Below are 22,975 nucleotides of genomic sequence, written 5' to 3' on the forward strand. Positions count from 1 at the left end.
GGTAGCCTTGCCGCCCGTGACCGTCACCCTCATCTGGATCGCCGTAGCCCTCTTCGCGATCGGGCTCTACCTGAGCTGGACCGCGGGACGGCTCGACCGTCTGCACGCCCGTATCGACGCGGCCCGCGCCGCGCTCGACGCCCAACTCCTGCGCCGCGCCTCGGTCGCCCAGGAACTGGCCACGTCGGGCGTGCTCGACCCGGCCGCGTCGATCGTGCTGTACGAGGCGGCGCACGCCGCGCGCCAGGCCGAGGAGGAGCAGCGCGAGGTCGCCGAGAGCGAGCTCAGCCAGGCGCTCAGGGCCGTCTTCAGCGAGCCCGACCAGGTCGAGGTGGTCCGGGAGGCCCCCGGCGGCGAGGAGGCCGCTGAGGAGCTCGCCCAGGCGGTCCGCCGCGTCCCCATGGCCCGCCGCTTCCACAACGACGCCGTACGCGCGGCCCGCGCCCTGCGCCGGCACCGCAAGGTCCGCTGGTTCCGGCTCGCGGGACACGCCCCGTTCCCGCTGGCCTTCGAGATGGACGACGAGCCTCCGGCGGCGCTCGCGGACCGCGCCACCAACTAGATCCCAGGCCAAAAGGAGCCACCGGCTGCCCATTGGCCCTTGTAGTGGCCTGTTCCCCAGAGGTTTCCTCGGTGCTGCAAAAGCCTTCGTTCACCGAGTGAGGTCACCCGTGTCCACTTCCGAAAACACCGCCACCGGCACCGCACGCGTCAAGCGCGGCATGGCCGAGCAGCTCAAGGGCGGCGTCATCATGGACGTCGTCACGCCCGAGCAGGCGAAGATCGCCGAGGACGCCGGCGCCGTGGCCGTGATGGCCCTGGAGCGGGTGCCGGCCGACATCCGCAAGGACGGCGGCGTGGCCCGGATGTCCGACCCGGACATGATCGAGGGCATCATCGGCGCCGTCTCGATCCCGGTGATGGCCAAGTCCCGCATCGGCCACTTCGTCGAGGCCCAGGTGCTGCAGTCCCTCGGTGTCGACTACATCGACGAGTCCGAGGTGCTCACCCCGGCCGACGAGGTCAACCACAGCGACAAGTTCGCCTTCACGACGCCGTTCGTCTGTGGCGCCACCAACCTGGGCGAGGCCCTGCGCCGCATCGCCGAGGGCGCCGCGATGATCCGCTCCAAGGGCGAGGCCGGCACCGGCAACGTCGTCGAGGCCGTCCGCCACATGCGGCAGATCAAGAACGAGATCGCCCGCCTGCGCGGCTACGACAACAACGAGCTGTACGCCGCCGCCAAGGAGCTGCGCGCCCCGTACGAGCTGGTCAAGGAGGTCGCCGAGCTCGGCAAGCTCCCCGTGGTCCTGTTCTCCGCCGGTGGTGTCGCCACCCCCGCCGACGCCGCGCTGATGCGCCAGCTCGGCGCCGAGGGCGTCTTCGTCGGCTCCGGCATCTTCAAGTCCGGCGACCCGGCCAAGCGCGCCGCCGCCATCGTGAAGGCCACCACCTTCTTCGACGACCCGAAGATCATCGCGGAGGCCTCCCGCAACCTCGGCGAGGCCATGGTCGGCATCAACTGCGACACGCTCCCCGAGGGCGAGCGTTACGCGAACCGGGGCTGGTGATGACCACACCCGTGGTCGGAGTGCTCGCGCTCCAGGGCGACGTGCGCGAGCACCTCGTCGCCCTGGCCGCGGCCGACGCCGTGGCCAGGCCGGTGCGGCGCCCCGAGGAACTGGCGGAGGTCGACGGGCTCGTCATCCCCGGCGGCGAGTCGACCACCATCTCGAAGCTGGCCCACCTCTTCGGCCTGATGGAGCCGCTGCGCGCGCGTGTGCGCGAAGGGCTGCCCGTCTACGGCTCGTGCGCCGGGCTGATCATGCTCGCCGACAAGATCCTCGACCCGCGCTCGGGCCAGGAGACCATCGGCGGCATCGACATGATCGTGCGGCGCAACGCCTTCGGACGTCAGAACGAGTCCTTCGAGGCGGCGGTCGACGTCCGGGGCATCGAGGGCGATCCTGTAGAGGGCGTCTTCATCCGGGCTCCCTGGGTGGAGTCCGTGGGCGCCGAGGTGGAGGTGCTCGCCGAGTACGAGGGGCACATCGTGGCCGTGCGCCAGGGCGACGCCCTCGCGACGTCCTTCCACCCGGAGCTCACCGGGGACCACAGGATCCACGCCGTGTTCGTGGACATGGTGCGGGCGAAGGGTGCCTCGGGTTCCTTGTAGGATCTCTGGCGTTCGTAAATTGGTTACGCGAAGGAGACAGGCAGATGTCCGGCCACTCTAAATGGGCTACGACGAAGCACAAGAAGGCCGTGATCGATGCCAAGCGCGGCAAGCTCTTCGCGAAGCTGATCAAGAACATCGAGGTCGCGGCGCGCATGGGCGGCACCGACATCGAGGGCAACCCGACGCTGTACGACGCCATCCAGAAGGCGAAGAAGCAGTCGGTCCCCAACAAGAACATCGACTCCGCGGTCAAGCGCGGCGGCGGCCTCGAGGCCGGTGGCGCCGACTACGAGACGATCATGTACGAGGGCTACGGGCCGAACGGTGTCGCGGTGCTCATCGAGTGCCTCACCGACAACCGCAACCGCGCCGCGTCCGACGTGCGCGTCGCCATGACGCGCAACGGCGGCAACATGGCCGACCCGGGCTCGGTCTCGTACCTCTTCAACCGCAAGGGCGTCGTGATCGTCCCCAAGGCCGAGCTGACCGAGGACGACGTCCTGGGCGCCGTGCTCGACGCGGGCGCCGAGGAGGTCAACGACCTGGGCGAGTCCTTCGAGGTGCTCTCCGAGGCCACCGACCTGGTCGCGGTCCGCACCGCACTCGTCGACGCCGGCATCGACTACGACTCGGCCGACGCCAACTTCGTCCCGACCATGCAGGTCGAGCTGGACGAGGAGGGCGCGCGCAAGATCTTCAAGCTCATCGACGCGCTCGAGGACAGCGACGACGTGCAGAACGTCTTCGCCAACTTCGACGTCTCCGACGAGGTCATGGAGAAGGTCGACGCCTGACGTGACATCAGCGGCGGGCCGATGGGACACACCCCATCGGCCCGCCGCTTTGTCAGCGCCACCCGATAGCCTGCACGAACAGGCGAGAGAAGTGGGGGAGAGGCGTGCGCGTACTGGGCGTGGACCCGGGGCTGACCCGGTGCGGTGTCGGCGTCGTCGAGGGCGTCGCGGGGCGACCGTTGACGATGCGCGGCGTCGGTGTCGTACGGACGCCTCCGGACGCCGAGTTGGGCCACCGCCTCGTCGCCATCGAGCAGGGCATCGAGCAGTGGCTCGACGAGCACCGGCCCGAAGTCCTCGCCGTGGAGCGGGTGTTCAGCCAGCACAACGTGAGCACGGTGATGGGCACCGCCCAGGCCAGCGCCGTCGCCATGCTGTGCGCCTCGCGCCGCGGCATCCCCGTGGCGCTGCACACGCCCAGCGAGGTCAAGGCCGCCGTCACCGGCACGGGCCGCGCCGACAAGGCACAGGTGGGCGCCATGGTGACGCGCCTGCTGAGGCTCGACGCGCCGCCCAAGCCGGCCGACGCGGCCGACGCCCTCGCCCTCGCCATCTGCCACATCTGGCGCGCCCCCGCGCAGAACAGACTCCAGCAGGCCGTGGCCCAGCACGCGGCCAAGGCAGCACAGCCGTCACACGCATCGAAAGGCCGTACCGCATGATCGCCTTCGTCAGCGGCCCCGTCGCCGCCCTCGCGCCCGACGCAGCGGTGGTCGAGGTGGGCGGTGTCGGCATGGCCCTCCAGTGCACGCCGAACACGCTGTCCACGCTCCGCATCGGCCAGCAGGCCAAGCTCGCCACCTCCCTTGTCGTGCGCGAGGACTCGCTCACCCTGTACGGCTTCGCGGACGACGACGAGAAGCAGACCTTCGAGCTGCTGCAGACAGCGAGCGGCGTGGGCCCGCGACTGGCCCAGGCGATGCTCGCCGTGCACAGCCCGGACGCGCTGCGCAGAGCCGTCTCCACCGGTGACGAGAAGTCGCTCACGGCCGTCCCCGGCATCGGCAAGAAGGGCGCCCAGAAGCTGCTCCTGGAGCTGAAGGACCGGCTCGGCGAGCCCCTCGGCACGGGCGGCCCGGCCATCGGCACGGCCGTGACCAACGGCTGGCGCGAGCAGCTGCACGCCGCCCTGATCGGCCTCGGCTACGCCACCCGCGAGGCCGACGAGGCGGTCGACGCGGTCGCCCCGCAGGCCGAGGCCACCGAGGGCACGCCGCAGGTGGGCCAGCTCCTCAAGGCGGCCTTGCAGACCCTCAACCGCACGCGCTGACCGCCGGCCCACCACCCGCCCCCACCCATAACGCGAGGCACCACACATGAACTGGGACGAGACCACCGACGACGCCGCGACGCCGCAGGCCGACCGGCTCGTCGGTGCGTCCGCCGACACCGAGGACCAGGCCGTGGAGGCGGCCCTGCGTCCGAAGGACCTGGGCGAGTTCATCGGCCAGGAGAAGGTCAGGGAACAGCTCGACCTGGTCCTGCGCGCCGCCCGCGCGCGTGGCGCCACCGCCGACCATGTCCTGCTCTCCGGCGCCCCCGGCCTCGGCAAGACCACCCTCTCCATGATCATCGCGGCCGAGATGGGCGCCCCGATCCGGATCACCTCGGGGCCCGCGATCCAGCACGCGGGCGATCTCGCGGCGATCCTCTCCTCGCTCCAGGAGGGCGAGGTCCTCTTCCTCGACGAGATCCACCGGATGTCGCGGCCCGCCGAGGAGATGCTCTACATGGCGATGGAGGACTTCCGCGTCGACGTCATCGTGGGCAAGGGCCCCGGCGCCACCGCCATCCCGCTGGAGCTGCCGCCGTTCACCCTCGTCGGCGCGACCACGCGCGCGGGGCTGCTGCCGCCGCCGCTGCGCGACCGCTTCGGCTTCACCGCGCACATGGAGTTCTACGGGCCTCCCGAGCTGGAGCGGGTGATCCACCGCTCGGCGAGCCTCCTCGATGTGGAGATCGACACCGCGGGCGCCGCCGAGATCGCCGGCCGCTCCCGGGGCACCCCCCGTATCGCCAACCGCCTGCTGCGCCGCGTACGCGACTACGCGCAGGTCAAGGCCGACGGACAGATCGACAGGGACATCGCGTCCGCCGCCCTCGGCGTCTACGAGGTGGACGGCCGCGGCCTCGACCGCCTGGACCGTGCCGTCCTCGAAGCCCTGCTCAAGCTGTTCAGCGGCGGTCCTGTGGGACTTTCGACACTTGCCGTCGCCGTGGGGGAGGAGCGTGAGACGGTGGAAGAGGTCGCCGAGCCCTTCCTCGTCAGGGAAGGACTCCTCGCGCGCACCCCCAGGGGACGTGTGGCGACTCCCGCCGCGTGGGCCCACCTGGGACTCACCGCACCCCAAGGGAGACCTGGGGCAGGCGGACAACAAGACCTCTTCGGGGCATGACGGCGCGCGTACTCGCCGGGGCTGGAACCCCGGTGCCATGCTGAGCGTTGTTCCCACCGTGCGGACTCGCTTAGACTCCGCCGACGTCGCCTTTGCGGCGGCGTAATACCCCATCATCGACGCGGCCGCCTTTCGACACGGCCGAATGAAGGAAGTTCCTACCCGTGAGTCCTGTGACCCTCCTCCCGTTCATTGTGCTCATCGGGGCTATGTTCCTGATGACCCGGTCTGCCAAGAAGAAGCAGCAGCAGGCCGCAAAGATGCGCAATGAGATGCAGCCCGGTTCCGGCGTCCGCACGATCGGGGGCATGTACGCCACGGTCAAGGAGGTCCACGACGACGCGGTCCTTCTCGACGCCGGCCCCGGGGTCCACCTCATGTTCGCGAAGAACGCCATCGGCGCCGTGCTCACCGATGACGAGTACAACCGCATCGTCCACGGCGAGGAAGTCGTTGATGATGACGAACTGACCAACGACGCCGTCGTGCCGGACGACGCGTCCTCCCTCACCGAGACCGACGAGACCGCCGCCGCGGACGACTCGCGCATCGACCTCGGCAAGAAGGACGAGCCTGCTGAGGACGCCGAGGCCGAAAAGGCTGAGAAGGCCGAGAAGGCCGACGACGCCGAGGTGAAGAAGACCGACGGCGAGTCCGACGCGAAGTAGTACGGCCGGAACCGTGGGGCGACCGCTCGATGTGCCCCGCGGTTCCTGTCCGTGCGTGACCCGCGCGGACTCTCGACCATTTCATGGCCGTCCTGGCACCCAACCCCGATGCCGGACGGATGGAGAGGGAGTACGAGAAGGTGGCCACACCTAAGAAGAGCCGAGGGGCAGGTGCCCAGTCGAAGCCGGGGCGCGCCCTGGGCCTGATCGTGATCATCATGGTCGCGCTCGTCGGGGGGATGTTCGCCTCCGGCACGTTCACCCCGCGCCTTGGCATCGACCTCGCGGGCGGCACCAGCATCACGCTGGAGGCCAAGAACGAGCCGGGCAAGCCCAACGCGATCAACAAGACCAACATGGACACGGCGGCGGACATCATCAACCGCCGCGTCAACGGCATGGGTGTCTCCGAGGCCGAGGTCCAGACGCAGGGCAAGAGCAATATCATCGTCAACATCCCGCGAGGGACGAACGAGAAGCAGGCTCGCGAGCAGGTCGGTACGACCGCGCAGCTCTACTTCCGTCCGGTGCTCACGATGACCGCCGGCCAGCCCGCCGGCAAGGGCGACAAGTCGGCCACCCCGTCCCCGAGCGCCTCGACAGGCGGCAAGGCGACCGACAAGACCTCCGGCTCGGACAAGGCGACCGACAAGTCGACGGCCACGCCGACGCCCAGCGCCACGACGCAGGGCCGCGCCGTCACCGACAGCCTCAAGGCCGACGCGACGCCGAGCGCCTCCGCGAAGAGCGGCGACGACGCGAAGGCCGCGCCGAGCCCCAGCACCGACCCGGCGACCGCCGCGCTCCAGAAGAAGTTCATGCAGCTCGACTGCACGGACAAGGCGGCCCGCACCAAGATCAACGAGGGCGCGAAGTCCACGGACCCGATCATTGCCTGCGGCCAGAGCCAGGGGCAGTGGCAGAAGTACATCCTCGGCCCGTCCGAGGTGGGCGGCAAGGACGTCAAGAAGTCCCAGGCGACCATCAACCAGCAGTCCGGCCAGTGGGTCGTGAACATGGAGTTCACGGGCGCGGGCTCGAAGAAGTTCGCGGCGACGACCAGCAAGCTCAAGAGCCAGCAGTCGCCGATGAACCAGTTCGCCATCGTGCTCGACGGCGACGTGGTCTCCGCCCCCAGCGTCAGCTCCACCCTGAGCCAGAACGCCGAGATCTCCGGCTCCTTCACCCAGGAGTCCGCCCAGGACCTCGCGAACGTGCTGTCCTACGGCGCCCTGCCGCTGACCTTCCACGAGCAGAGCGTCACCTCGGTGACCGCCGCGCTCGGCGGTGAGCAGCTCGACGCCGGCCTGATCGCGGGCGCCATCGGCCTCGCACTGGTCGTCATCTACCTGGTGGTCTACTACCGGGGCCTGTCGCTCATCGCCCTGGCCTCGCTGCTCACCTCCGGCATCCTCACGTACACCCTGATGACGCTGCTCGGCCCGGCCATCGGCTTCGCGCTGAACCTGCCGGCCGTCTGTGGCGCCATCGTGGCCATCGGTATCACCGCGGACTCGTTCATCGTGTACTTCGAGCGAATCCGGGACGAGATCAGAGAGGGCCGCTCCGTGCGCCCCGCGGTGGAGCGCGCCTGGCCGCGGGCCCGGCGCACCATCCTGGTCTCCGACTTCGTGTCGTTCCTCGCGGCCGCGGTGCTCTACATCGTGACCGTCGGCAAGGTGCAGGGCTTCGCGTTCACGCTCGGCCTGACCACCCTGCTCGACATCGTGGTGGTCTTCCTCTTCACGAAGCCGCTGATGACGCTCCTGGCTCGTACGAAGTTCTTCACGGGCGGGCACAAGTGGTCCGGCCTCGACCCGAAGCGCCTCGGCGTGCAGCCTCCGCTGCGTCGCACCCGCCGCGCCACCCGCCCTGTCGACCCGAAGGAGGCGTGAGATGTCGAAGCTGGGCAATCTCGGCGCCAGGCTGTACCGCGGTGAGGTCGGTTACGACTTCATCGGCAAGCGAATGATCTGGTACGGCGTCTCGATCCTCATCACCATCACGGCCATCGTCGGCCTCGGGGTGCGCGGCCTGAACATGGGCATCGAGTTCGAGGGCGGCGCGATCTTCACGACGCCCAAGACGAGCGTCTCGGCCCAGAAGGCCGAGGAGTACGCGGCGGACGCCTCGGGTCACCCGGCGGTCGTCCAGGAGCTCGGCTCGGGCGGCCTGCGCATCCAGGTCGCGGGCGTCGACACCGCCAAGTCGGACCAGATCAAGGCCGAGCTGTCCAAGGACATGGACATCAAGGCCGACGACATCAACGCCGACCTGGTGGGCCCCAGTTGGGGCGCCTCGATCGCCAACAAGGCGTGGCAGGGCCTGGCCATCTTCATGGTCCTCGTCGTGATCTATCTGGCGATCGCCTTCGAGTGGCGGATGGCGGTGGCGGCCCTCGTCGCCCTCATCCACGACATCACGATCACCGTCGGGATCTACGCCCTCGTGGGCTTCGAGGTCACGCAGGGCACGGTGATCGGTCTGTTGACCATCCTTGGTTATTCGCTCTACGACACGGTCGTCGTCTTCGACTCGCTCAAGGAACAGACCAAGGGCCTGGAGAAGCAGACGCGCTGGACGTACAGCGAGGTCGCCAACCGGTCGATCAACAGCACCCTGGTCCGCTCGATCAACACCACGATCGTGGCGCTCCTGCCGGTCGCCGGTCTGCTGTTCATCGGCGGCGGCTTCCTCGGCGCCGGCATGCTGAACGACATCTCGCTGTCGCTCTTCGTGGGCCTCGCCGCCGGTGCGTACTCGTCGATCTTCATCGCCACTCCGCTGGTCGCCGACCTCAAGGAGCGCGAGCCGAAGATGAAGGCGCTCAAGAAGCGGGTGCTCGCCAAGCGGGCCGCCGCCGCGGCGAAGGCCGACACGGCCGTCGTGGGCCACCAGGCCGACGGCTCGCAGGAGTCGGAGGACGAGCCGCAGGACGCCGCCCCCGCGGGCGCCGGTCCCGCGGCCACCGGTCCGCGCAACCAGCCGGCCCGCAACCGCGGCCGCGGCCGCCCCTCGGGCAAGCGCCGCTGAGCCGGTACCTCACGGTCGTCACAAGGGCGCCAGGAGCCTTCGGGCCCCTGGCGCCCTTGGCGTATCCCGACAGCCGCGACTGCTAGGGTTGGCGGTCGCCGCAAAGCGGTCGAACCTTCTGGAAAAACTCTTCACATACTCGCTGAGGTGCAGAAATGACCGACATCAAGGAGCTGCTCCTCAGCCGCATCCGCGATGTGCAGGACTATCCGGAGCCCGGTGTCCTGTTCAAGGACATCACGCCGCTGCTCGCGGACCCGGCGGCCTTCACGGCCCTCACCGACACGCTCGCGGAGCTCTGTGTCCGCAACGGCGCCACGAAGATCGTCGGCCTGGAGGCGCGCGGCTTCATCCTGGGCGCCCCCGTCGCGATCCGCGCGGGCCTCGGCTTCATCCCCGTACGCAAGGCGGGCAAGCTCCCCGGTGCGACGCTCGCGCAGTCGTACGACCTCGAGTACGGCTCCGCCGAGATCGAGGTGCACGCCGAGGACCTCGGCGCCGACGACCGCGTCATGGTGATCGACGACGTGCTGGCCACCGGCGGCACCGCCGAGGCCGCGGTCCACCTGATCCGCCGGGCCGGCGCCGAGGTCGCGGGCTGCGCCGTCCTCATGGAACTGGGATTTCTGCCCGGCCGCGGACGACTGGAATCCGCACTTCAGGGTGCGCCGCTCGACGCCCTGCTCGTGGTGTAAAACCGCAGCTCACAGCCTTGACGGCGGGCCCGGAGGAATCCGGTGCCCGCCACTGGTGTTTCACCAGTACGAAGGCGTCCCGTCGGCCCAGGGCGAGCCGAGGACGCCGGATCGATACCATGGGCTCTCCGGGACCTGAACGGGGGACCCGTCGCGCACGAGGAGCGCCGTTGCCAGACGAGGCCAAGCCACTCTCCGCCGCCACGCATGACGAACAGGCCACGCGCGCCGCGGCTCCTTCCCGCACGCCCGAGAAGGACGCGAAGGCGGCGAGGCCTGCGCCGCCGAGCGGTACGGCGGCCGAGCAGCCGCGCACCAAGCCTCCCGCCAACCAGCCGCGCCCCACGCCCCCGCCCGCGATCCGCGCGGCCACGAACCAGCCGGCCGCGCGCTCCGGCTCCTCCAACCGCGTCCGCGCCCGCCTGGCCCGCCTCGGCGTCCAGCGCTCGAACCCGTACAACCCGGTCCTGGAGCCGCTGCTGCGGATAGTGCGCAGCAACGACCCGAAGATCGAGACGTCCACGCTGCGCCAGGTCGAGCGCGCCTATCAGGTGGCCGAGCGCTGGCACCGCGGCCAGAAGCGCAAGAGCGGCGACCCGTACATCACGCACCCGCTCGCGGTGACGACGATCCTCGCCGAGCTGGGCATGGACCCGGCGACGCTGATGGCGGGCCTGCTGCACGACACGGTCGAGGACACCGAGTACGGCCTGGACACCCTCAAGCGCGACTTCGGCGACCAGGTCGCCCTGCTCGTCGACGGCGTCACCAAGCTGGACAAGGTCAAGTTCGGCGAGGCCGCGCAGGCCGAGACCGTGCGCAAGATGGTCGTCGCGATGGCCAAGGACCCGCGCGTCCTGGTCATCAAGCTCGCCGACCGCCTGCACAACATGCGCACCATGCGCTACCTCAAGCGCGAGAAGCAGGAGAAGAAGGCCCGCGAGACGCTGGAGATCTACGCTCCGCTGGCGCACCGCCTGGGCATGAACACCATCAAGTGGGAGCTGGAGGACCTCGCCTTCGCGATCCTCTACCCCAAGATGTACGACGAGATCGTGCGGCTCGTGGCCGAGCGCGCGCCCAAGCGCGACGAGTACCTGGCCATAGTGACCGACGAGGTGCAGTCGGACCTGCGCGCGGCCCGCATCAAGGCGACCGTCACGGGACGCCCGAAGCACTACTACAGCGTCTACCAGAAGATGATCGTCCGCGGCCGTGACTTCGCGGAGATCTACGACCTGGTGGGCATCCGCGTCCTCGTCGACACGGTCCGCGACTGCTACGCGGCGCTGGGCACGGTCCACGCCCGCTGGAACCCGGTTCCGGGGCGGTTCAAGGACTACATCGCGATGCCCAAGTTCAACATGTACCAGTCGCTGCACACGACGGTCATCGGGCCCAACGGCAAGCCCGTCGAGCTGCAGATCCGTACGTTCGACATGCACCGCCGCGCCGAGTACGGCATCGCCGCGCACTGGAAGTACAAGCAGGAGGCCGTCGCCGGCGCCTCCAAGGTGCGCACCGACGCGCCCAAGTCGTCCGGCAAGGGCAAGGACGACCACCTCAACGACATGGCGTGGCTGCGCCAACTCCTCGACTGGCAGAAGGAGACGGAGGACCCGGGCGAGTTCCTGGAGTCCCTCCGCTTCGACCTCTCCCGCAACGAGGTCTTCGTCTTCACGCCGAAGGGCGACGTCATAGCGCTCCCGGCCGGGGCGACCCCGGTGGACTTCTCGTACGCGGTCCACACGGAGGTCGGCCACCGGACCATAGGAGCACGCGTCAACGGACGCCTGGTGCCCCTCGAATCCACCCTGGACAACGGCGACCTGGTGGAGGTCTTCACCTCCAAGGCGCAGGGCGCGGGCCCGTCCCGGGACTGGCTCGGCTTCGTCAAGTCGCCGCGTGCGCGCAACAAGATCCGTGCGTGGTTCTCCAAGGAGCGCCGCGAGGAGGCCATCGAGCAGGGCAAGGACGCTATCGCGCGTGCCATGCGCAAGCAGAACCTGCCGATCCAGCGGATCCTGACCGGCGATTCGCTCGTCACGCTCGCGCACGAGATGCGCTACCCGGACATCTCGTCGTTGTACGCGGCGATCGGCGAGGGCCATGTCACGGCGCAGTCCGTGGTCCAGAAGCTCGTGCAGGCCCTCGGCGGCGAGGAGGCGGCGAACGAGGACATCGCGGAGAGCGCGCCGCCTTCGCGTGGCCGCTCCAAGCGCCGTTCGAACGCCGACCCCGGTGTCGTGGTCAAGGGCGTCGACGACGTCTGGGTGAAGCTGGCGCGCTGCTGCACGCCGGTGCCCGGCGACCCGATCATCGGCTTCGTCACGCGCGGCAGCGGCGTATCGGTTCACCGCAGCGACTGCGTCAACGTGGACTCGCTCTCGCGCGAGCCGGAGCGCATCCTCGAGGTCGAGTGGGCGCCCACGCAGTCGTCCGTCTTCCTGGTCGCCATACAGGTCGAGGCACTCGACCGCTCGCGGCTGCTGTCCGACGTGACCCGGGTCCTGTCGGACCAGCACGTGAACATCCTGTCCGCGGCGGTCCAGACCTCCCGCGACCGGGTGGCCACGTCCCGCTTCACGTTCGAAATGGGCGACCCGAAGCACCTGGGTCACGTCCTGAAGGCCGTACGGGGCGTGGAGGGCGTGTACGACGTGTACAGGGTGACGTCGGCGCGCAGGCCGTAAGCATCAGCTACGTAGAGGGGCCCCGGCACTTGGTGCCGGGGCCCCTCTACGTAGGAGAGCAGTTCGTCAGCCTCCGAACTCGTGCAGCCCCTTCAGCGCCTGGTCAAGCAGCGCCTGACGGCCGTCCAGCTCCTTCTGGAGCTTGTCCGCCTTGGAGTTGTTGCCCTGGGCACGGGCCTGCTCGACCTGACCGCTCAGCTTGTCGACCGCGGCCTGCAGCTGACCGGTGAGGCCCTCCGCACGGGCCCGCGCCTCCGGGTTCGTCCGCCGCCACTCGGCTTCCTCGGACTCCTGGATCGCGCGCTCCACGGCGTGCATCCGGCCCTCGACCTTCGGCCGGGCGTCGCGCGGGACGTGGCCGATGGCCTCCCACCGCTCGTTGATCGAGCGGAACGCGGCGCGCGCCGACTTCAGGTCCCCGATCGGCAGCAGCTTCTCGGCCTCGTCGGCGAGCGCCTCCTTGAGCTTGAGGTTCTCGCCCTGCTCGGCGTCGCGCTCGGCGAACACCGCGCTGCGGGCCGCGAAGAAGACGTCCTGGGCGCCGCGGAAGCGGTTCCACAGGTCGTCCTCGTGCTCACGCTGGGCGCGGCCCGCGGCCTTCCAGTCGGCCATCAGGTCGCGGTAACGGGCCGCCGTGGCACCCCAGTCCGTCGAGTTCGACAGTGACTCGGCCTCCGCGACCAGCTTCTCCTTGGCCTTGCGGGCCTCCTCGCGCTGCGCGTCGAGGGACGCGAAGTGGGCCTTGCGGCGCTTGGAGAACGCCGAGCGGGCGTGCGAGAAGCGGTGCCACAGCTCGTCGTCCGACTTGCGGTCCAGGCGCGGCAGGCCCTTCCAGGTGTCCACGAGGGCGCGCAGCCGCTCGCCGGCCGCCCGCCACTGCTCGGACTGGGCCAGCTCCTCCGCCTCGACGACCAGCGCCTCCTTGGCGTGCCGCGCCTCGTCGGACTGCTTGGCCTTCTGGACCTTGCGCTCCTCGCGCCGGGCCTCGACGCTCTCCACCAGCTTGTCGAGCCGCTTGCCGAGCGCCTCCAGGTCACCGATCGCGTGCGCGTCCGTGACCTGCTCCCGCAGGTGCTCGATCGCCGTCATGGCGTCCTTGGCCGACAGGTCGGTCGTCTTCACCCGGCGTTCGAGGAGCCCGATCTCGACGACCAGGCCGTCGTACTTGCGCTTGAAGTAGGCCAGGGCCTCGTCAGGGGACCCCGCCTTCCACGAACCGACCTCTCGCTCGCTGCCGTCGGCCGAACGCACGTACACGGTCCCCGTCTCGTCGACGCGGCCCCACGGGTCGCTGCTCACAGCGCCTCCTCCACATGATGCCTGCGCGGGGGTGTCCCACCCCGGGGCATCGTCCACAGTTTCCTGGCGGGCCCGGCCCGCCCTCCACAACGCGGCTCGAATCCGCGCCGCACGAAGCCAATCTAGGCGACCGGCCGCCCCACTGTCCGCACTCAGCGCGGCACAATTCCGTGCCTACGCGCGCGTGGGGCGGCGCTGTGGCCTCACTCCTTGCCGACCGTCGCCTTGCTGATCTTGACGGCCTGCTTCGGCGCCCCGTCGCCCGAGCCGCCGGTGACGCCCTTCGCGGCGACGTCCTGGACGACCTTGAGGCCCTTCGCGTCCATCGTGCCGACCGGCGTGTACGTGGGCGTCAGCTTGCTGTCCTTGTAGACGAGGAAGAACTGGCTGCCGCCCGAGTCCGGCTGCCCGGTGTTGGCCATCGCGACCGTGCCCGCCTTGTAGGTCACCGAGCCGTCCTTGGCCGGCTTGCCGAGCCCCTTCAGGTTCTCGTCGGGGATCGTGTATCCGGGGCCGCCCGCGCCGGTGCCCTCCGGGTCGCCGCACTGCAGGACGTAGATGCCCTTGGTGGTGAGGCGGTGGCACTTCGTCCCGTCGAAGAAGCCCTTGTCCGCGAGGTGCTTGAACGAGTTCACCGTGTGCGGGGTCTTCGCCGCGTCCATCGCGACCGTGATGTCGCCGGCGCTCGTCTTGAAGGCCATGTCGTACTTGGCCTTCTTGTCGACCGTCATCTTCGGCTCCGACGCCTTCTTGCTCGGCGAGGCCGACGGGCTCGCCTCCGCGCCGGAGGTGTCCTTCTTGCCGTCACCGCTGAACGCCCCGGCGGCGTACGCGCCGCCCGTGCCGAGGACGGCCACCGCGAGCACGGAGGCGATCACGGTGTTGCGGGTGCGCGCCTTGCGTCGAGCGGACTCGCGCCGCTGCTGCTGGCGCAGGAACTTCTCCCGGGCGAGCTGACGCTGCCGCTGATCCTTGCTGACCACCGGGTCTTCTCCTCGTACGTCTCGTGACCTTCTTGGGGCCCCTGATAGTGCCCCGTACCGTATATGGGTTCGCTGTGGAATCGGCCGCGCCGGTAGGCTCTGATCCGCCGCATTCCGTTTCGACGACATACGAAGGACGATTGTGCTGATTGCCGGGTTCCCCGCCGGAGCCTGGGGCACCAACTGTTATCTGGTTGCCCCCGCCGCGGGTGAGGAGTGCGTGATCATCGACCCCGGCCACCAGGCCGCCCAGGGAGTCGAGGAAGCGCTCAAGAAGCACCGCCTCAAGCCGGTGGCGGTCGTCCTCACGCACGGGCACATCGACCATGTCGCCTCGGTCGTCCCGGTCTGCGGGGCGCACGACGTCCCGGCCTGGATCCACCCCTCCGACCGCTACATGATGAGCGACCCGGAGAAGGGCATCGGCCGTTCCATCGGCATGCCGCTGATGGGCGAGCTGACCGTGGGGGAGCCGGACGACGTGCGGGAGCTGTCCGACGGCGCGCGGCTGAAGCTCGCCGGGCTCGACTTCGGCGTCGCGCACGCGCCGGGCCATACCAAGGGGTCGGTGACCTTCCAGATGCCCGAGACGGCGGACATCCCGTCCGTCTTCTTCTCGGGCGATCTGCTCTTCGCCGGCTCCATCGGACGCACCGACATGCCCGGTGGCTCCATGGACGACATGCTCGAATCGCTGGGCCGTGTGTGCCTGCCGCTCGACGACTCGACCGTGGTGCTGTCCGGACACGGCTCCCAGACGACCATCGGCCAGGAGCGCGCCACCAACCCGTATCTGCGGCAGGTGGCCGCCGGCCAGGGATCCTCCACCGAGGCTCCCCGACGAGGAATGTGACGAGAAACCTCCCGTGAGTACCTTCCAGGCCCCCAAGGGCACCTACGACCTGCTTCCGCCGGACTCCGCGACGTACCTCGCGGTCCGCGAGGCGATCTCCGCCCCGCTGCGGAACTCCGGCTACGGCTACATCGAGACGCCCGGCTTCGAGAACGTCGAGCTCTTCGCGCGCGGTGTCGGCGAGTCCACGGACATCGTCACCAAGGAGATGTACGCCTTCGAGACCAAGGGCGGCGACCGGCTCGCGCTGCGCCCCGAGGGCACCGCGTCCGTGCTCCGCGCCGCCCTGGAGGCCAACCTCCACAAGGCGGGCAACCTCCCGGTCAAGCTCTGGTACTCGGGCTCGTACTACCGCTACGAGCGCCCCCAGAAGGGCCGCTACCGGCACTTCTCGCAGGTGGGCGCCGAGGCGATCGGCGCCGAGGACCCGGCCCTGGACGCCGAGTTGATCATCCTGGCCGACCAGGCGTACCGCTCGCTCGGCCTGCGCAACTTCCGCATCCTGCTGAACTCGCTGGGCGACAAGGAGTGCCGCCCGGTGTACCGGGAGGCGCTGCAGACCTTCCTGCGCGGGCTCGACCTCGACGAGGACACCCTGCGCCGCGCCGACATCAACCCGCTGCGCGTCCTCGACGACAAGCGGCCCGACGTGCAGAAGCAGCTCACGGACGCCCCGCTGCTGCGCGACTACCTGTGCGACGCGTGCAAGGCGTACCACGAGCAGGTGCGCGAACTCCTCACCGCCGAGGGCGTCGCCTTCGAGGACGACGAGAAGCTGGTCCGCGGCCTGGACTACTACACGCGCACGACCTTCGAGTTCGTCCACGACGGCCTCGGCTCGCAGTCCGCGGTGGGCGGTGGCGGCCGCTACGACGGCCTGTCCGAGATGATCGGCGGCCCCTCGCTGCCGTCCGTCGGCTGGGCGCTCGGCGTGGACCGTACGGTCCTGGCCCTCGAGGCGGAGGGCGTCGAGCTCGCGCTGCCCGCCACCACCAGCGTGTTCGCGGTGCCGCTCGGCGACGAGGCGCGGCGCGTGCTGTTCGCCAAGGTGACCGAGCTGCGCAAGGCCGGGATCTCGGCGGACTTCTCCTTCGGCGGCAAGGGCCTCAAGGGCGCCATGAAGAACGCCAACCGCTCGGGCGCGCGATTCACGCTCGTCGCCGGTGAGCGGGACCTGGCCGAGGGCGTCGTGCAGCTCAAGGACATGGAGTCGGGCGAGCAGGACGCCGTCGCGGTCGACGCGATTGTCGACGTGCTCACCGCGAAGCTGAAGTAGGCCGATTTACACAGTTGATGTTCGAGCCCTCGGAAACAGACTTCCGGGGGCTCGAACAATTCGGCCCCCTGAGGCGTACATGCTTATGCCCAACGAACGGTGGATCCCGGGGCGGTTGCGGCAGAATGAGCACGACCGCAGCACACCCCCACTCGCGTACTCACCTACGGATCGGCGTGATGAGCAAGACGACCACAGCAAGCGACACCGTCTCCCGTGACACCGGTGCCGAGCCCGCACCGCGATCCGTCGGCGGCAGCCGAGCCTTCGGACTGCTCCTGGTGATCACAGGGGCGGCCGGGCTGCTCGCCTCGTGGATCATCACGCTCGACAAGCTCAAGCTGGCCGAGGACCCGAACTTCACGCCGGGCTGCTCCCTGAACCCGGTCATCTCCTGCGGCAACATCATGAAGAGCGAGCAGGCGACGGCCTTCGGCTTCCCGAACCCGTGGCTCGGCCTCGTCACCTACGCCATCGTGATCGGCGTCGGCATGAGCCTGCTGGCCCGCGCGCGGTTCCCGCGCTGGTACTGGCTGACCTTCAACTTCGGCTGCCTCTTCGGCGTCTGCTTCGTGTCCTGGCTGCAGTTCCAGTCCCTGTACCGGATCAACGCGCTGTGCCTGTGGTGCTGCCTGGCCTGGGTCGCCACGATCATCATGTTCTGGTACGTCACGTCGTCCAACATCCGCAACGGGTTCCTGCCCGCGCCGCGCCCGGTCAAGACGTTCTTCGAGGACTTCACCTGGGCCCTGCCGGTGCTGCACATCGGGATCATCGCCGTGCTGATCTTCACGCGCTGGGGCGCCTCGCTCTGGGCCTGAGCGGGACCGAGCGGCTCCGACCGGCCCGTGCCCGCAGCGTTGTCAGTGGCGTGACTTAGGGTTTTGACCGTGGAAGCCGACCTGTTCACCGCCGCAGCCGAAGAGCGCCAGGAGAAGGACCCGTCCGCGAGCCCCCTGGCCGTCCGGATGCGCCCGCGCACCCTCGACGAGGTCGTCGGCCAGCAGCACCTGCTGAAACAGGGTTCGCCGCTGCGCCGCCTCGTCGGCGAGGGCGGCTCGGGCCCCGCGGGCGCCTCTTCGGTGATCCTCTGGGGCCCGCCCGGCATCGGCAAGACCACGCTCGCGTACGTGGTGTCCAAGGCGACGAACAAGCGGTTCGTGGAGCTCTCCGCGATCACCGCGGGCGTCAAGGAAGTACGCGCCGTCATCGAGGGCGCCCGCCGTGCGCTCGGCGCCCACGGCAAGGACACCGTCCTCTTCCTCGACGAGATCCACCGCTTCAGCAAGGCCCAGCAGGACTCCCTGCTGCCCGCCGTGGAGAACCGCTGGGTGACGCTGATCGCGGCGACCACGGAGAACCCGTATTTCTCGGTGATCTCCCCGCTGCTGTCCCGCTCCCTGCTGCTCACCCTCGAATCGCTCACCGACGACGACCTGCGCGGACTGCTCGCGCGTGCGCTCACCGAGGAGCGCGGCCTCGCCGGCGCGGTCACGCTCGCCGAGGACGCGGAGTCGCACATCCTGCGGGTGGCCGGTGGCGACGCCCGGCGTGCGCTCACCGCCCTGGAGGCGGCGGCCGGAGCGGCCATCGCCAAGGGCGAGGAGACCATCACCCTCGAAAGCGTCGAGGAGTCGGTGAACCGCGCGGCGGTGACGTACGACAAGGGCGGGGACCAGCACTACGACGTGGCGAGCGCCCTCATCAAGTCCATCCGCGGCTCGGACGTGGACGCGGCGCTGCACTACCTGGCCCGCATGATCGAGGCCGGCGAGGACCCCCGCTTCATCGCCCGCCGCCTGATGATCTCCGCGAGCGAGGACATCGGCCTCGCGGACCCCACGGCCCTGCCGACCGCCGTCGCCGCCGCCCAGGCCGTCGCGATGATCGGCTTCCCGGAGGCGGCGCTCACGCTGAGCCACGCGACGATCGCCCTCGCCCTGGCCCCGAAGTCCAACGCGGCGACGACGGCGATCGGCGCCGCCATGGAGGACGTCCGCAAGGGCCTGGCCGGCCCCGTCCCGCCGCACCTGCGCGACGGGCACTACAAGGGCGCCGCCAAGCTGGGCCACGCGCAGGGCTATGTGTATCCGCACGATGTGCCCGGCGGCATCGCGGCCCAGCAGTACGCTCCGGACGCGATAGCGGGCCGCCGCTACTACCAGCCGACGCGCTACGGGGCGGAGGCCCGGTACGCGGACGTGGTGGAGCGGGTCCGCGAGCGGCTCGGAGGCCCTGGCGGCGAGGGGTCCGACTGATCCGGTAGACTGCCCCGAAGTGCTGTGTCCCGTGCCCGGGATCCCGAAAGGGAGACCGGCACCACCAGAGCGGGACATCAAGCCGGATCCCCCGAACCGTACGGCGTCACAGCCGCGCGGCACAGGAGATCCAGGAGCGTCGCGCACCGTCGAAGGTGTCGCGGGCAGCCCACCACCAGCCCGGCCCGCAAGGGCCCGGAGCCCGGTCGGTGGGCCACTCGCGTGCTGCACGTATGTGCCCAGACCTGGGAGCGGCTGCCCTGCCGTCCGCAAGGACAGCGGTGGGGTTTCCCGGGCTGCGGATTGCGACCTCCCCGAACCCTGGTGAAGCCGTATTCGCATCAGAAACACGAGGTGTTTGGTTCATGCCGAACCAGTCCCGCCCCAAGGTCAAGAAGTCGCGTGCCCTCGGCATCGCGCTGACCCCGAAGGCCGTCAAGTACTTCGAGGCCCGCCCCTACCCGCCGGGCGAGCACGGCCGCGGCCGCAAGCAGAACTCGGACTACAAGGTCCGTCTGCTCGAGAAGCAGCGTCTGCGCGCTCAGTACGACCTGAGCGAGAAGCAGATCGCCCGCGCCTACGACCGCGCCAAGAAGGTCGAGGGCAAGACGGGTGAGGCGCTCGTCATCGAGCTCGAGCGTCGTCTCGACGCCCTGGTTCTCCGTTCGGGCATCGCCCGCACGATCTACCAGGCCCGTCAGATGGTCGTTCACGGCCACATCGAGGTCAACGGCCAGAAGGTCGACAAGCCGTCCTTCCGCGTCAAGCCGGACGACGTCGTCATGGTCCGCGAGCGCAGCCGCAACAAGCCGCTGTTCCAGGTCGCGCGTGAGGGTGGCTTCGCCCCCGAGGGCGAGACCCCGCGTTACCTCCAGGTGAACCTGAAGGCCCTGGCCTTCCGCCTGGACCGTGACCCGAACCGCAAGGAGATCCCCGTGATCTGCGACGAGCAGCTCGTCGTCGAGTACTACGCCCGCTAAACCGGATCCCCGGTTCGCGGACGTAGTACCACCTGCGTTTCAGCCCGCCGTCTCCCCGCCCTTCCAGGTGCGGGAGGCGGCGGGTTCGCGTTTGTCCCTGACCGGCTCCGCGGGGCGGGCCGGATGCGGGACCGCCGCGGGCGCCCGCCGCCGCCCGCCGCGGCTCAGCGCGCGGGACACCGCCTCGTCCTGCTCCAACTGCTCGCCCGTGCGCGCGAGTTCGGCGAACCGGGCATCGCCGAGCGCCCGCCGCGCCCGCGTCTCGCACAGCTCGTGCGGCGCGTTGTAGTGGGCAGAGCCGAACAGCGGCAGCCCCACGGACGACCACATCCGGGTCGCCGCCCCCTGCAGCACCGCCGCCTCCGCGGCGTCCCCCTCCTCGACCGTGACGAGGGCCAGCAGCTCGAGCGACAGCACCGTGCCCAGCAGGTCGTGGAACTCGTGGTCGATGGCCAGACACTCGTCGAGCAGCGCGCGGGCCTGCGCGTGGCCGCCCTCCGTCCACTGCGCGTACGCCAGCACATAGAGCGCGTACGCGAGGGTCCAGCGCTCCCCGTGGTCTTCGCACACCTGTCGTACGTCCGCGCACAGCGCCACGGCCTCCGCCAGATCGCCCTGGAACGCGAGCGCCATCGCCAGCTCGACCTGGCCCATCAGGACGTTGCTGTTGAGCTCGCCGATCTCCCGGTAGCTGGACAGCGCGGTGCGCAGCAGGTCCTCGGCCCGCGGCATGTCGTCCGTGACCAGGGCCAGGCACCCGGTGCGGTGCACCGCGTACGCGAGCGCCGTGGCGTCCCCGGTGCGCTCCGCCTCGTCGCGGCACTCCTGCAGCGCGGCGAGCGCGGGCACCGTGTCGCCCTGCAGGATCGCGACGTAGCCGAGCACCCACAGCGCCTTGAGGCGCGAGGCCGCGTACTCCGCCTCCCCGTCACCGCCTCCCGGGCAGACGTCGCCGTCGTCGAACCCGACGTCCAGGCCGACGCTGCGGTCCAGCCAGTGCCGCCCCTCGGAGAGCCGCCCGCAGCCCGCCCAGTAGAACCAGAGCGTGCCGGCCAGGTACTGGCCCAGATGCGCCTCGCCCGGTTCGGTCAGGCAGTGTTCGAGGGCGGCGCGCAGATTCGGCAGCTCCGTCTCGATCCGGGAGGCCACGTCGCCCTGCCGCGGCGAGAACCAGTCCAGCTCGCACCAGGTGGCCAGGCCCATGTACCAGTCGCGGTGCCTGCGCCGCATCCGGCGGCCGTCGCCCAGGGCGTCCAGCCACTCGGCCCCGTACGCGCGCACCGTGTCGAGCATCCGGTAGCGCACCTCGACCCGGGCCTCCTCGCGGACGACCACGGACTGCGCGAGCAGCTCGTCGAGGACGTCGACGACGTCGTCCGACGGCAGGCTCTCGCCACCGCACACGTACTCCGCCGCCTCCAGGTCGAAGGAGCCGGAGAACACCGAAAGGCGTGCCCACAGCAACCGCTCCTGGGGCGTGCACAGTTCATGGCTCCAGCCGATCGTGGTGCGCAGCGTCTGGTGGCGCGGCAGCACATCCCGGCCGCCGCCCCGCAACAGCCGGAACCGGTCGTCGAGCCGCTCCATCAGCTGCGGCGGCGAAAGCACCCGCAGCCGCCCGGCGGCGAGCTCCACCGCGAGCGGCAGACCGTCGAGACGCCGGCACACCTCCAGTACGTCGACCAGCGTGCGCCCGTCCATCCGGAACCCGGGCAGCAGCGCCGTGGCCCGGTCCGCGAACAGCTCCGCCGCGTCGGCCGGCGGCAGCGGGGCCAGCGGGAACACCTGCTCCCCGTCGACCGCCAGTGGCCTGCGGCCCACCGCGAGCACCCGGAGCCCCGGCGCCGCGCGCAGCAGGTCCCGTACGAGGGAGGCGCACGCGTCGACGAGGTGCTCGAACCCGTCGAGCACGAGGACGATCCGGCGCTCGGCGAGGTGGTCCACGAGGACCTGGCGGGGCGCGCGAGTGGTGTGGTCGGTGAGGCCGAGGGCCTCGGCGAGCGTGTACTCGACGAGCTCCGGCAGCCGCACGCTCGCCAGCTCCACCCGCCACACCCCGTCGGGACACAGGGACCGCGGAACCCGGGCGGCGGCGTGCGAGGCGAAGCGGGACTTGCCGACGCCGCCGACCCCGGTGACCGTGACCAGGCGCCCCGCCTCCAGGGCCGCCGTCAGTGCGGTGAGTTCGCCGGCGCGGCCGACGAAGCGATTGAGTTCGTGGGGGAGGTTGCCGGGTTGTGGGGGACCGGCGGGGACATCAGTGGGGCGCGAAGTGCGTCGCATGGGGCACAGAGCGTACTCAGGCGTGTGCGGTCCGTACAATCGGATCGTCGAACATCCACCGCTCGGGACGCGAATGCGGTACGGAGCGCGGGGTCGGGCGCGATAGGCTCGGGGGACGACTTTTCGATGTTCAGCAGCTGTGCTTTCGCACAGGGCTTTCGCACAGAGCTAGGGAGCGGTGCCAAGTGTCCGGTGGAGAGGTTGCCGGGATTCTGGTGGCTGTCTTCTGGGCGATCCTGGTCTCCTTCCTCGCGGTGGCGCTCGTGAGGCTGGCCCAGACGCTCAGGGCGACCACCAAGCTGGTCGCGGACGTGACCGAACAGGCCGTCCCGCTGCTCGCCGACGCCTCCGCCGCGGTCCGCTCCGCGCAGACCCAGATCGACCGCGTCGACTCGATCGCCTCGGACGTCCAGGAAGTCACCTCGAACGCGTCGGCGCTCTCCTCCACCGTGGCCTCCACCTTCGGCGGCCCGCTGGTCAAGGTGGCCGCGTTCGGCTACGGAGTGCGCCGGGCCATCGGTGGCCGGGGCAAGGACGCGCCCGCCAAGCAGCAGCGTCGTACCGTGATCGTGAAGAGGGACTGAC

Annotated in this window: 21 protein-coding genes; 18 read left to right on the forward strand and 3 right to left on the reverse strand. The window is 70.1% G+C overall.

The window, feature by feature from the left end; all coding sequences use genetic code 11:
* Positions 1-16 precede the first annotated feature (16 nt).
* From ACZ7L4_RS34095 to ACZ7L4_RS34150, 12 genes are all read left to right on the forward strand, one after another.
* On the forward strand, positions 17-562 hold the full coding sequence (locus ACZ7L4_RS34095) for a LemA family protein (protein WP_472108648.1): 546 nt from the start codon (positions 17-19) through the stop codon (positions 560-562).
* 109 nt (positions 563-671) lie between these two features.
* On the forward strand, positions 672-1,571 hold the full coding sequence (gene pdxS, locus ACZ7L4_RS34100; protein WP_472108649.1) for a pyridoxal 5'-phosphate synthase lyase subunit PdxS: 900 nt from the start codon (positions 672-674) through the stop codon (positions 1,569-1,571).
* On the forward strand, positions 1,571-2,176 hold the full coding sequence (pdxT, locus tag ACZ7L4_RS34105) for a pyridoxal 5'-phosphate synthase glutaminase subunit PdxT (protein WP_472108651.1): 606 nt from the start codon (positions 1,571-1,573) through the stop codon (positions 2,174-2,176). Before pdxS ends, pdxT begins: the two co-directional genes overlap by 1 nt.
* Before the next feature lie 44 nt (positions 2,177-2,220).
* Positions 2,221-2,973: a YebC/PmpR family DNA-binding transcriptional regulator gene (locus ACZ7L4_RS34110; RefSeq protein ID WP_385763013.1), complete on the forward strand. Its 753-nt coding sequence runs from the start codon at positions 2,221-2,223 to the stop codon at positions 2,971-2,973.
* Between the two features lie 104 nt (positions 2,974-3,077).
* A complete protein-coding gene (gene ruvC / locus ACZ7L4_RS34115) occupies positions 3,078-3,635 on the forward strand; it encodes a crossover junction endodeoxyribonuclease RuvC (protein ID WP_450816494.1) in 558 nt (185 codons plus the stop codon).
* A complete protein-coding gene (gene ruvA / locus ACZ7L4_RS34120; protein ID WP_385763018.1) occupies positions 3,632-4,243 on the forward strand; it encodes a Holliday junction branch migration protein RuvA in 612 nt (203 codons plus the stop codon). Before ruvC ends, ruvA begins: the two co-directional genes overlap by 4 nt.
* A 46-nt stretch (positions 4,244-4,289) precedes the next feature.
* Positions 4,290-5,369, forward strand: a complete 1,080-nt coding sequence (gene ruvB / locus ACZ7L4_RS34125; RefSeq protein ID WP_385763020.1) for a Holliday junction branch migration DNA helicase RuvB — start codon at positions 4,290-4,292, stop codon at positions 5,367-5,369.
* Positions 5,370-5,533: 164 nt separating this feature from the next.
* The gene (gene yajC, locus ACZ7L4_RS34130; RefSeq protein WP_450816497.1) at positions 5,534-6,037 is read left to right on the forward strand and encodes a preprotein translocase subunit YajC; all 504 of its coding nucleotides are present in this window, start codon (positions 5,534-5,536) and stop codon (positions 6,035-6,037) included.
* Positions 6,038-6,177: 140 nt separating this feature from the next.
* On the forward strand, positions 6,178-7,932 hold the full coding sequence (secD, locus tag ACZ7L4_RS34135) for a protein translocase subunit SecD (RefSeq protein ID WP_472108828.1): 1,755 nt from the start codon (positions 6,178-6,180) through the stop codon (positions 7,930-7,932).
* Between the two features lies 1 nt (position 7,933).
* A complete protein-coding gene (secF, locus tag ACZ7L4_RS34140; RefSeq protein ID WP_472108652.1) occupies positions 7,934-9,070 on the forward strand; it encodes a protein translocase subunit SecF in 1,137 nt (378 codons plus the stop codon).
* Between the two features lie 155 nt (positions 9,071-9,225).
* Positions 9,226-9,765: an adenine phosphoribosyltransferase gene (locus tag ACZ7L4_RS34145; protein ID WP_403848026.1), complete on the forward strand. Its 540-nt coding sequence runs from the start codon at positions 9,226-9,228 to the stop codon at positions 9,763-9,765.
* Positions 9,766-9,935: 170 nt separating this feature from the next.
* Positions 9,936-12,458: a RelA/SpoT family protein gene (locus ACZ7L4_RS34150; RefSeq protein ID WP_450816502.1), complete on the forward strand. Its 2,523-nt coding sequence runs from the start codon at positions 9,936-9,938 to the stop codon at positions 12,456-12,458.
* A gap of 66 nt (positions 12,459-12,524) precedes the next feature.
* Here ACZ7L4_RS34150 and ACZ7L4_RS34155 read toward each other — a convergent pair whose 3' ends face one another.
* Together ACZ7L4_RS34155 and ACZ7L4_RS34160 are read right to left on the reverse strand one after the other, a co-directional pair.
* Positions 12,525-13,757, reverse strand: a complete 1,233-nt coding sequence (locus ACZ7L4_RS34155; protein ID WP_472108653.1) for a DUF349 domain-containing protein — start codon at positions 13,755-13,757, stop codon at positions 12,525-12,527.
* A gap of 203 nt (positions 13,758-13,960) precedes the next feature.
* Positions 13,961-14,740, reverse strand: coding sequence for a peptidylprolyl isomerase (locus ACZ7L4_RS34160; RefSeq protein WP_450816506.1), 780 nt, complete (start codon positions 14,738-14,740; stop codon positions 13,961-13,963).
* A gap of 142 nt (positions 14,741-14,882) precedes the next feature.
* On the opposite strand from ACZ7L4_RS34160, the gene ACZ7L4_RS34165 reads away from it, so the two are divergent.
* The 5 genes from ACZ7L4_RS34165 to rpsD all read left to right on the forward strand — a co-directional run bounded on the left by ACZ7L4_RS34165 (position 14,883) and on the right by rpsD (position 20,107).
* Positions 14,883-15,593: an MBL fold metallo-hydrolase gene (locus ACZ7L4_RS34165; protein WP_472108654.1), complete on the forward strand. Its 711-nt coding sequence runs from the start codon at positions 14,883-14,885 to the stop codon at positions 15,591-15,593.
* Between the two features lie 13 nt (positions 15,594-15,606).
* On the forward strand, positions 15,607-16,869 hold the full coding sequence (hisS, locus tag ACZ7L4_RS34170) for a histidine--tRNA ligase (RefSeq protein WP_472108656.1): 1,263 nt from the start codon (positions 15,607-15,609) through the stop codon (positions 16,867-16,869).
* A gap of 179 nt (positions 16,870-17,048) precedes the next feature.
* A complete protein-coding gene (locus ACZ7L4_RS34175) occupies positions 17,049-17,690 on the forward strand; it encodes a vitamin K epoxide reductase family protein (protein WP_450816512.1) in 642 nt (213 codons plus the stop codon).
* Positions 17,691-17,759: 69 nt separating this feature from the next.
* The gene (locus ACZ7L4_RS34180) at positions 17,760-19,127 is read left to right on the forward strand and encodes a replication-associated recombination protein A (protein ID WP_472108657.1); all 1,368 of its coding nucleotides are present in this window, start codon (positions 17,760-17,762) and stop codon (positions 19,125-19,127) included.
* Between the two features lie 365 nt (positions 19,128-19,492).
* Positions 19,493-20,107 (forward strand): 30S ribosomal protein S4, encoded by a 615-nt coding sequence (gene rpsD / locus ACZ7L4_RS34185; RefSeq protein WP_327664298.1) that lies wholly within the window; start codon positions 19,493-19,495, stop codon positions 20,105-20,107.
* Positions 20,108-20,146: 39 nt separating this feature from the next.
* On the opposite strand, the gene ACZ7L4_RS34190 is transcribed toward rpsD, so the two are convergent.
* On the reverse strand, positions 20,147-22,390 hold the full coding sequence (locus ACZ7L4_RS34190) for an ATP-binding protein (protein ID WP_472108659.1): 2,244 nt from the start codon (positions 22,388-22,390) through the stop codon (positions 20,147-20,149).
* 185 nt (positions 22,391-22,575) lie between these two features.
* Between ACZ7L4_RS34190 and ACZ7L4_RS34195 the strand changes: the two genes are divergently transcribed.
* Positions 22,576-22,974, forward strand: coding sequence for a DUF948 domain-containing protein (locus ACZ7L4_RS34195; RefSeq protein WP_450816517.1), 399 nt, complete (start codon positions 22,576-22,578; stop codon positions 22,972-22,974).
* The last annotated feature ends 1 nt before the right edge of the window (position 22,975 follow it).

Source organism: Streptomyces sp. NPDC107575 (assembly GCF_055657265.1).

What these genes read in the sequence shown, in the direction of transcription:
- pdxT (WP_472108651.1), top strand. Translation starts at nt 1,571, where the DNA reads ATGACCACACCCGTGGTCGGAGTGCTCGCGCTCCAGGGCGACGTGCGC.
- ACZ7L4_RS34110 (WP_385763013.1), top strand. Translation starts at nt 2,221, where the DNA reads ATGTCCGGCCACTCTAAATGGGCTACGACGAAGCACAAGAAGGCCGTG.
- ruvA (WP_385763018.1), top strand. Translation starts at nt 3,632, where the DNA reads ATGATCGCCTTCGTCAGCGGCCCCGTCGCCGCCCTCGCGCCCGACGCA.
- ruvB (WP_385763020.1), top strand. Translation starts at nt 4,290, where the DNA reads ATGAACTGGGACGAGACCACCGACGACGCCGCGACGCCGCAGGCCGAC.
- secF (WP_472108652.1), top strand. Translation starts at nt 7,934, where the DNA reads ATGTCGAAGCTGGGCAATCTCGGCGCCAGGCTGTACCGCGGTGAGGTC.
- ACZ7L4_RS34145 (WP_403848026.1), top strand. Translation starts at nt 9,226, where the DNA reads ATGACCGACATCAAGGAGCTGCTCCTCAGCCGCATCCGCGATGTGCAG.
- ACZ7L4_RS34175 (WP_450816512.1), top strand. Translation starts at nt 17,049, where the DNA reads ATGAGCAAGACGACCACAGCAAGCGACACCGTCTCCCGTGACACCGGT.
- rpsD (WP_327664298.1), top strand. Translation starts at nt 19,493, where the DNA reads ATGCCGAACCAGTCCCGCCCCAAGGTCAAGAAGTCGCGTGCCCTCGGC.
- ACZ7L4_RS34190 (WP_472108659.1), bottom strand. Translation starts at nt 22,390, where the DNA reads ATGCGACGCACTTCGCGCCCCACTGATGTCCCCGCCGGTCCCCCACAA.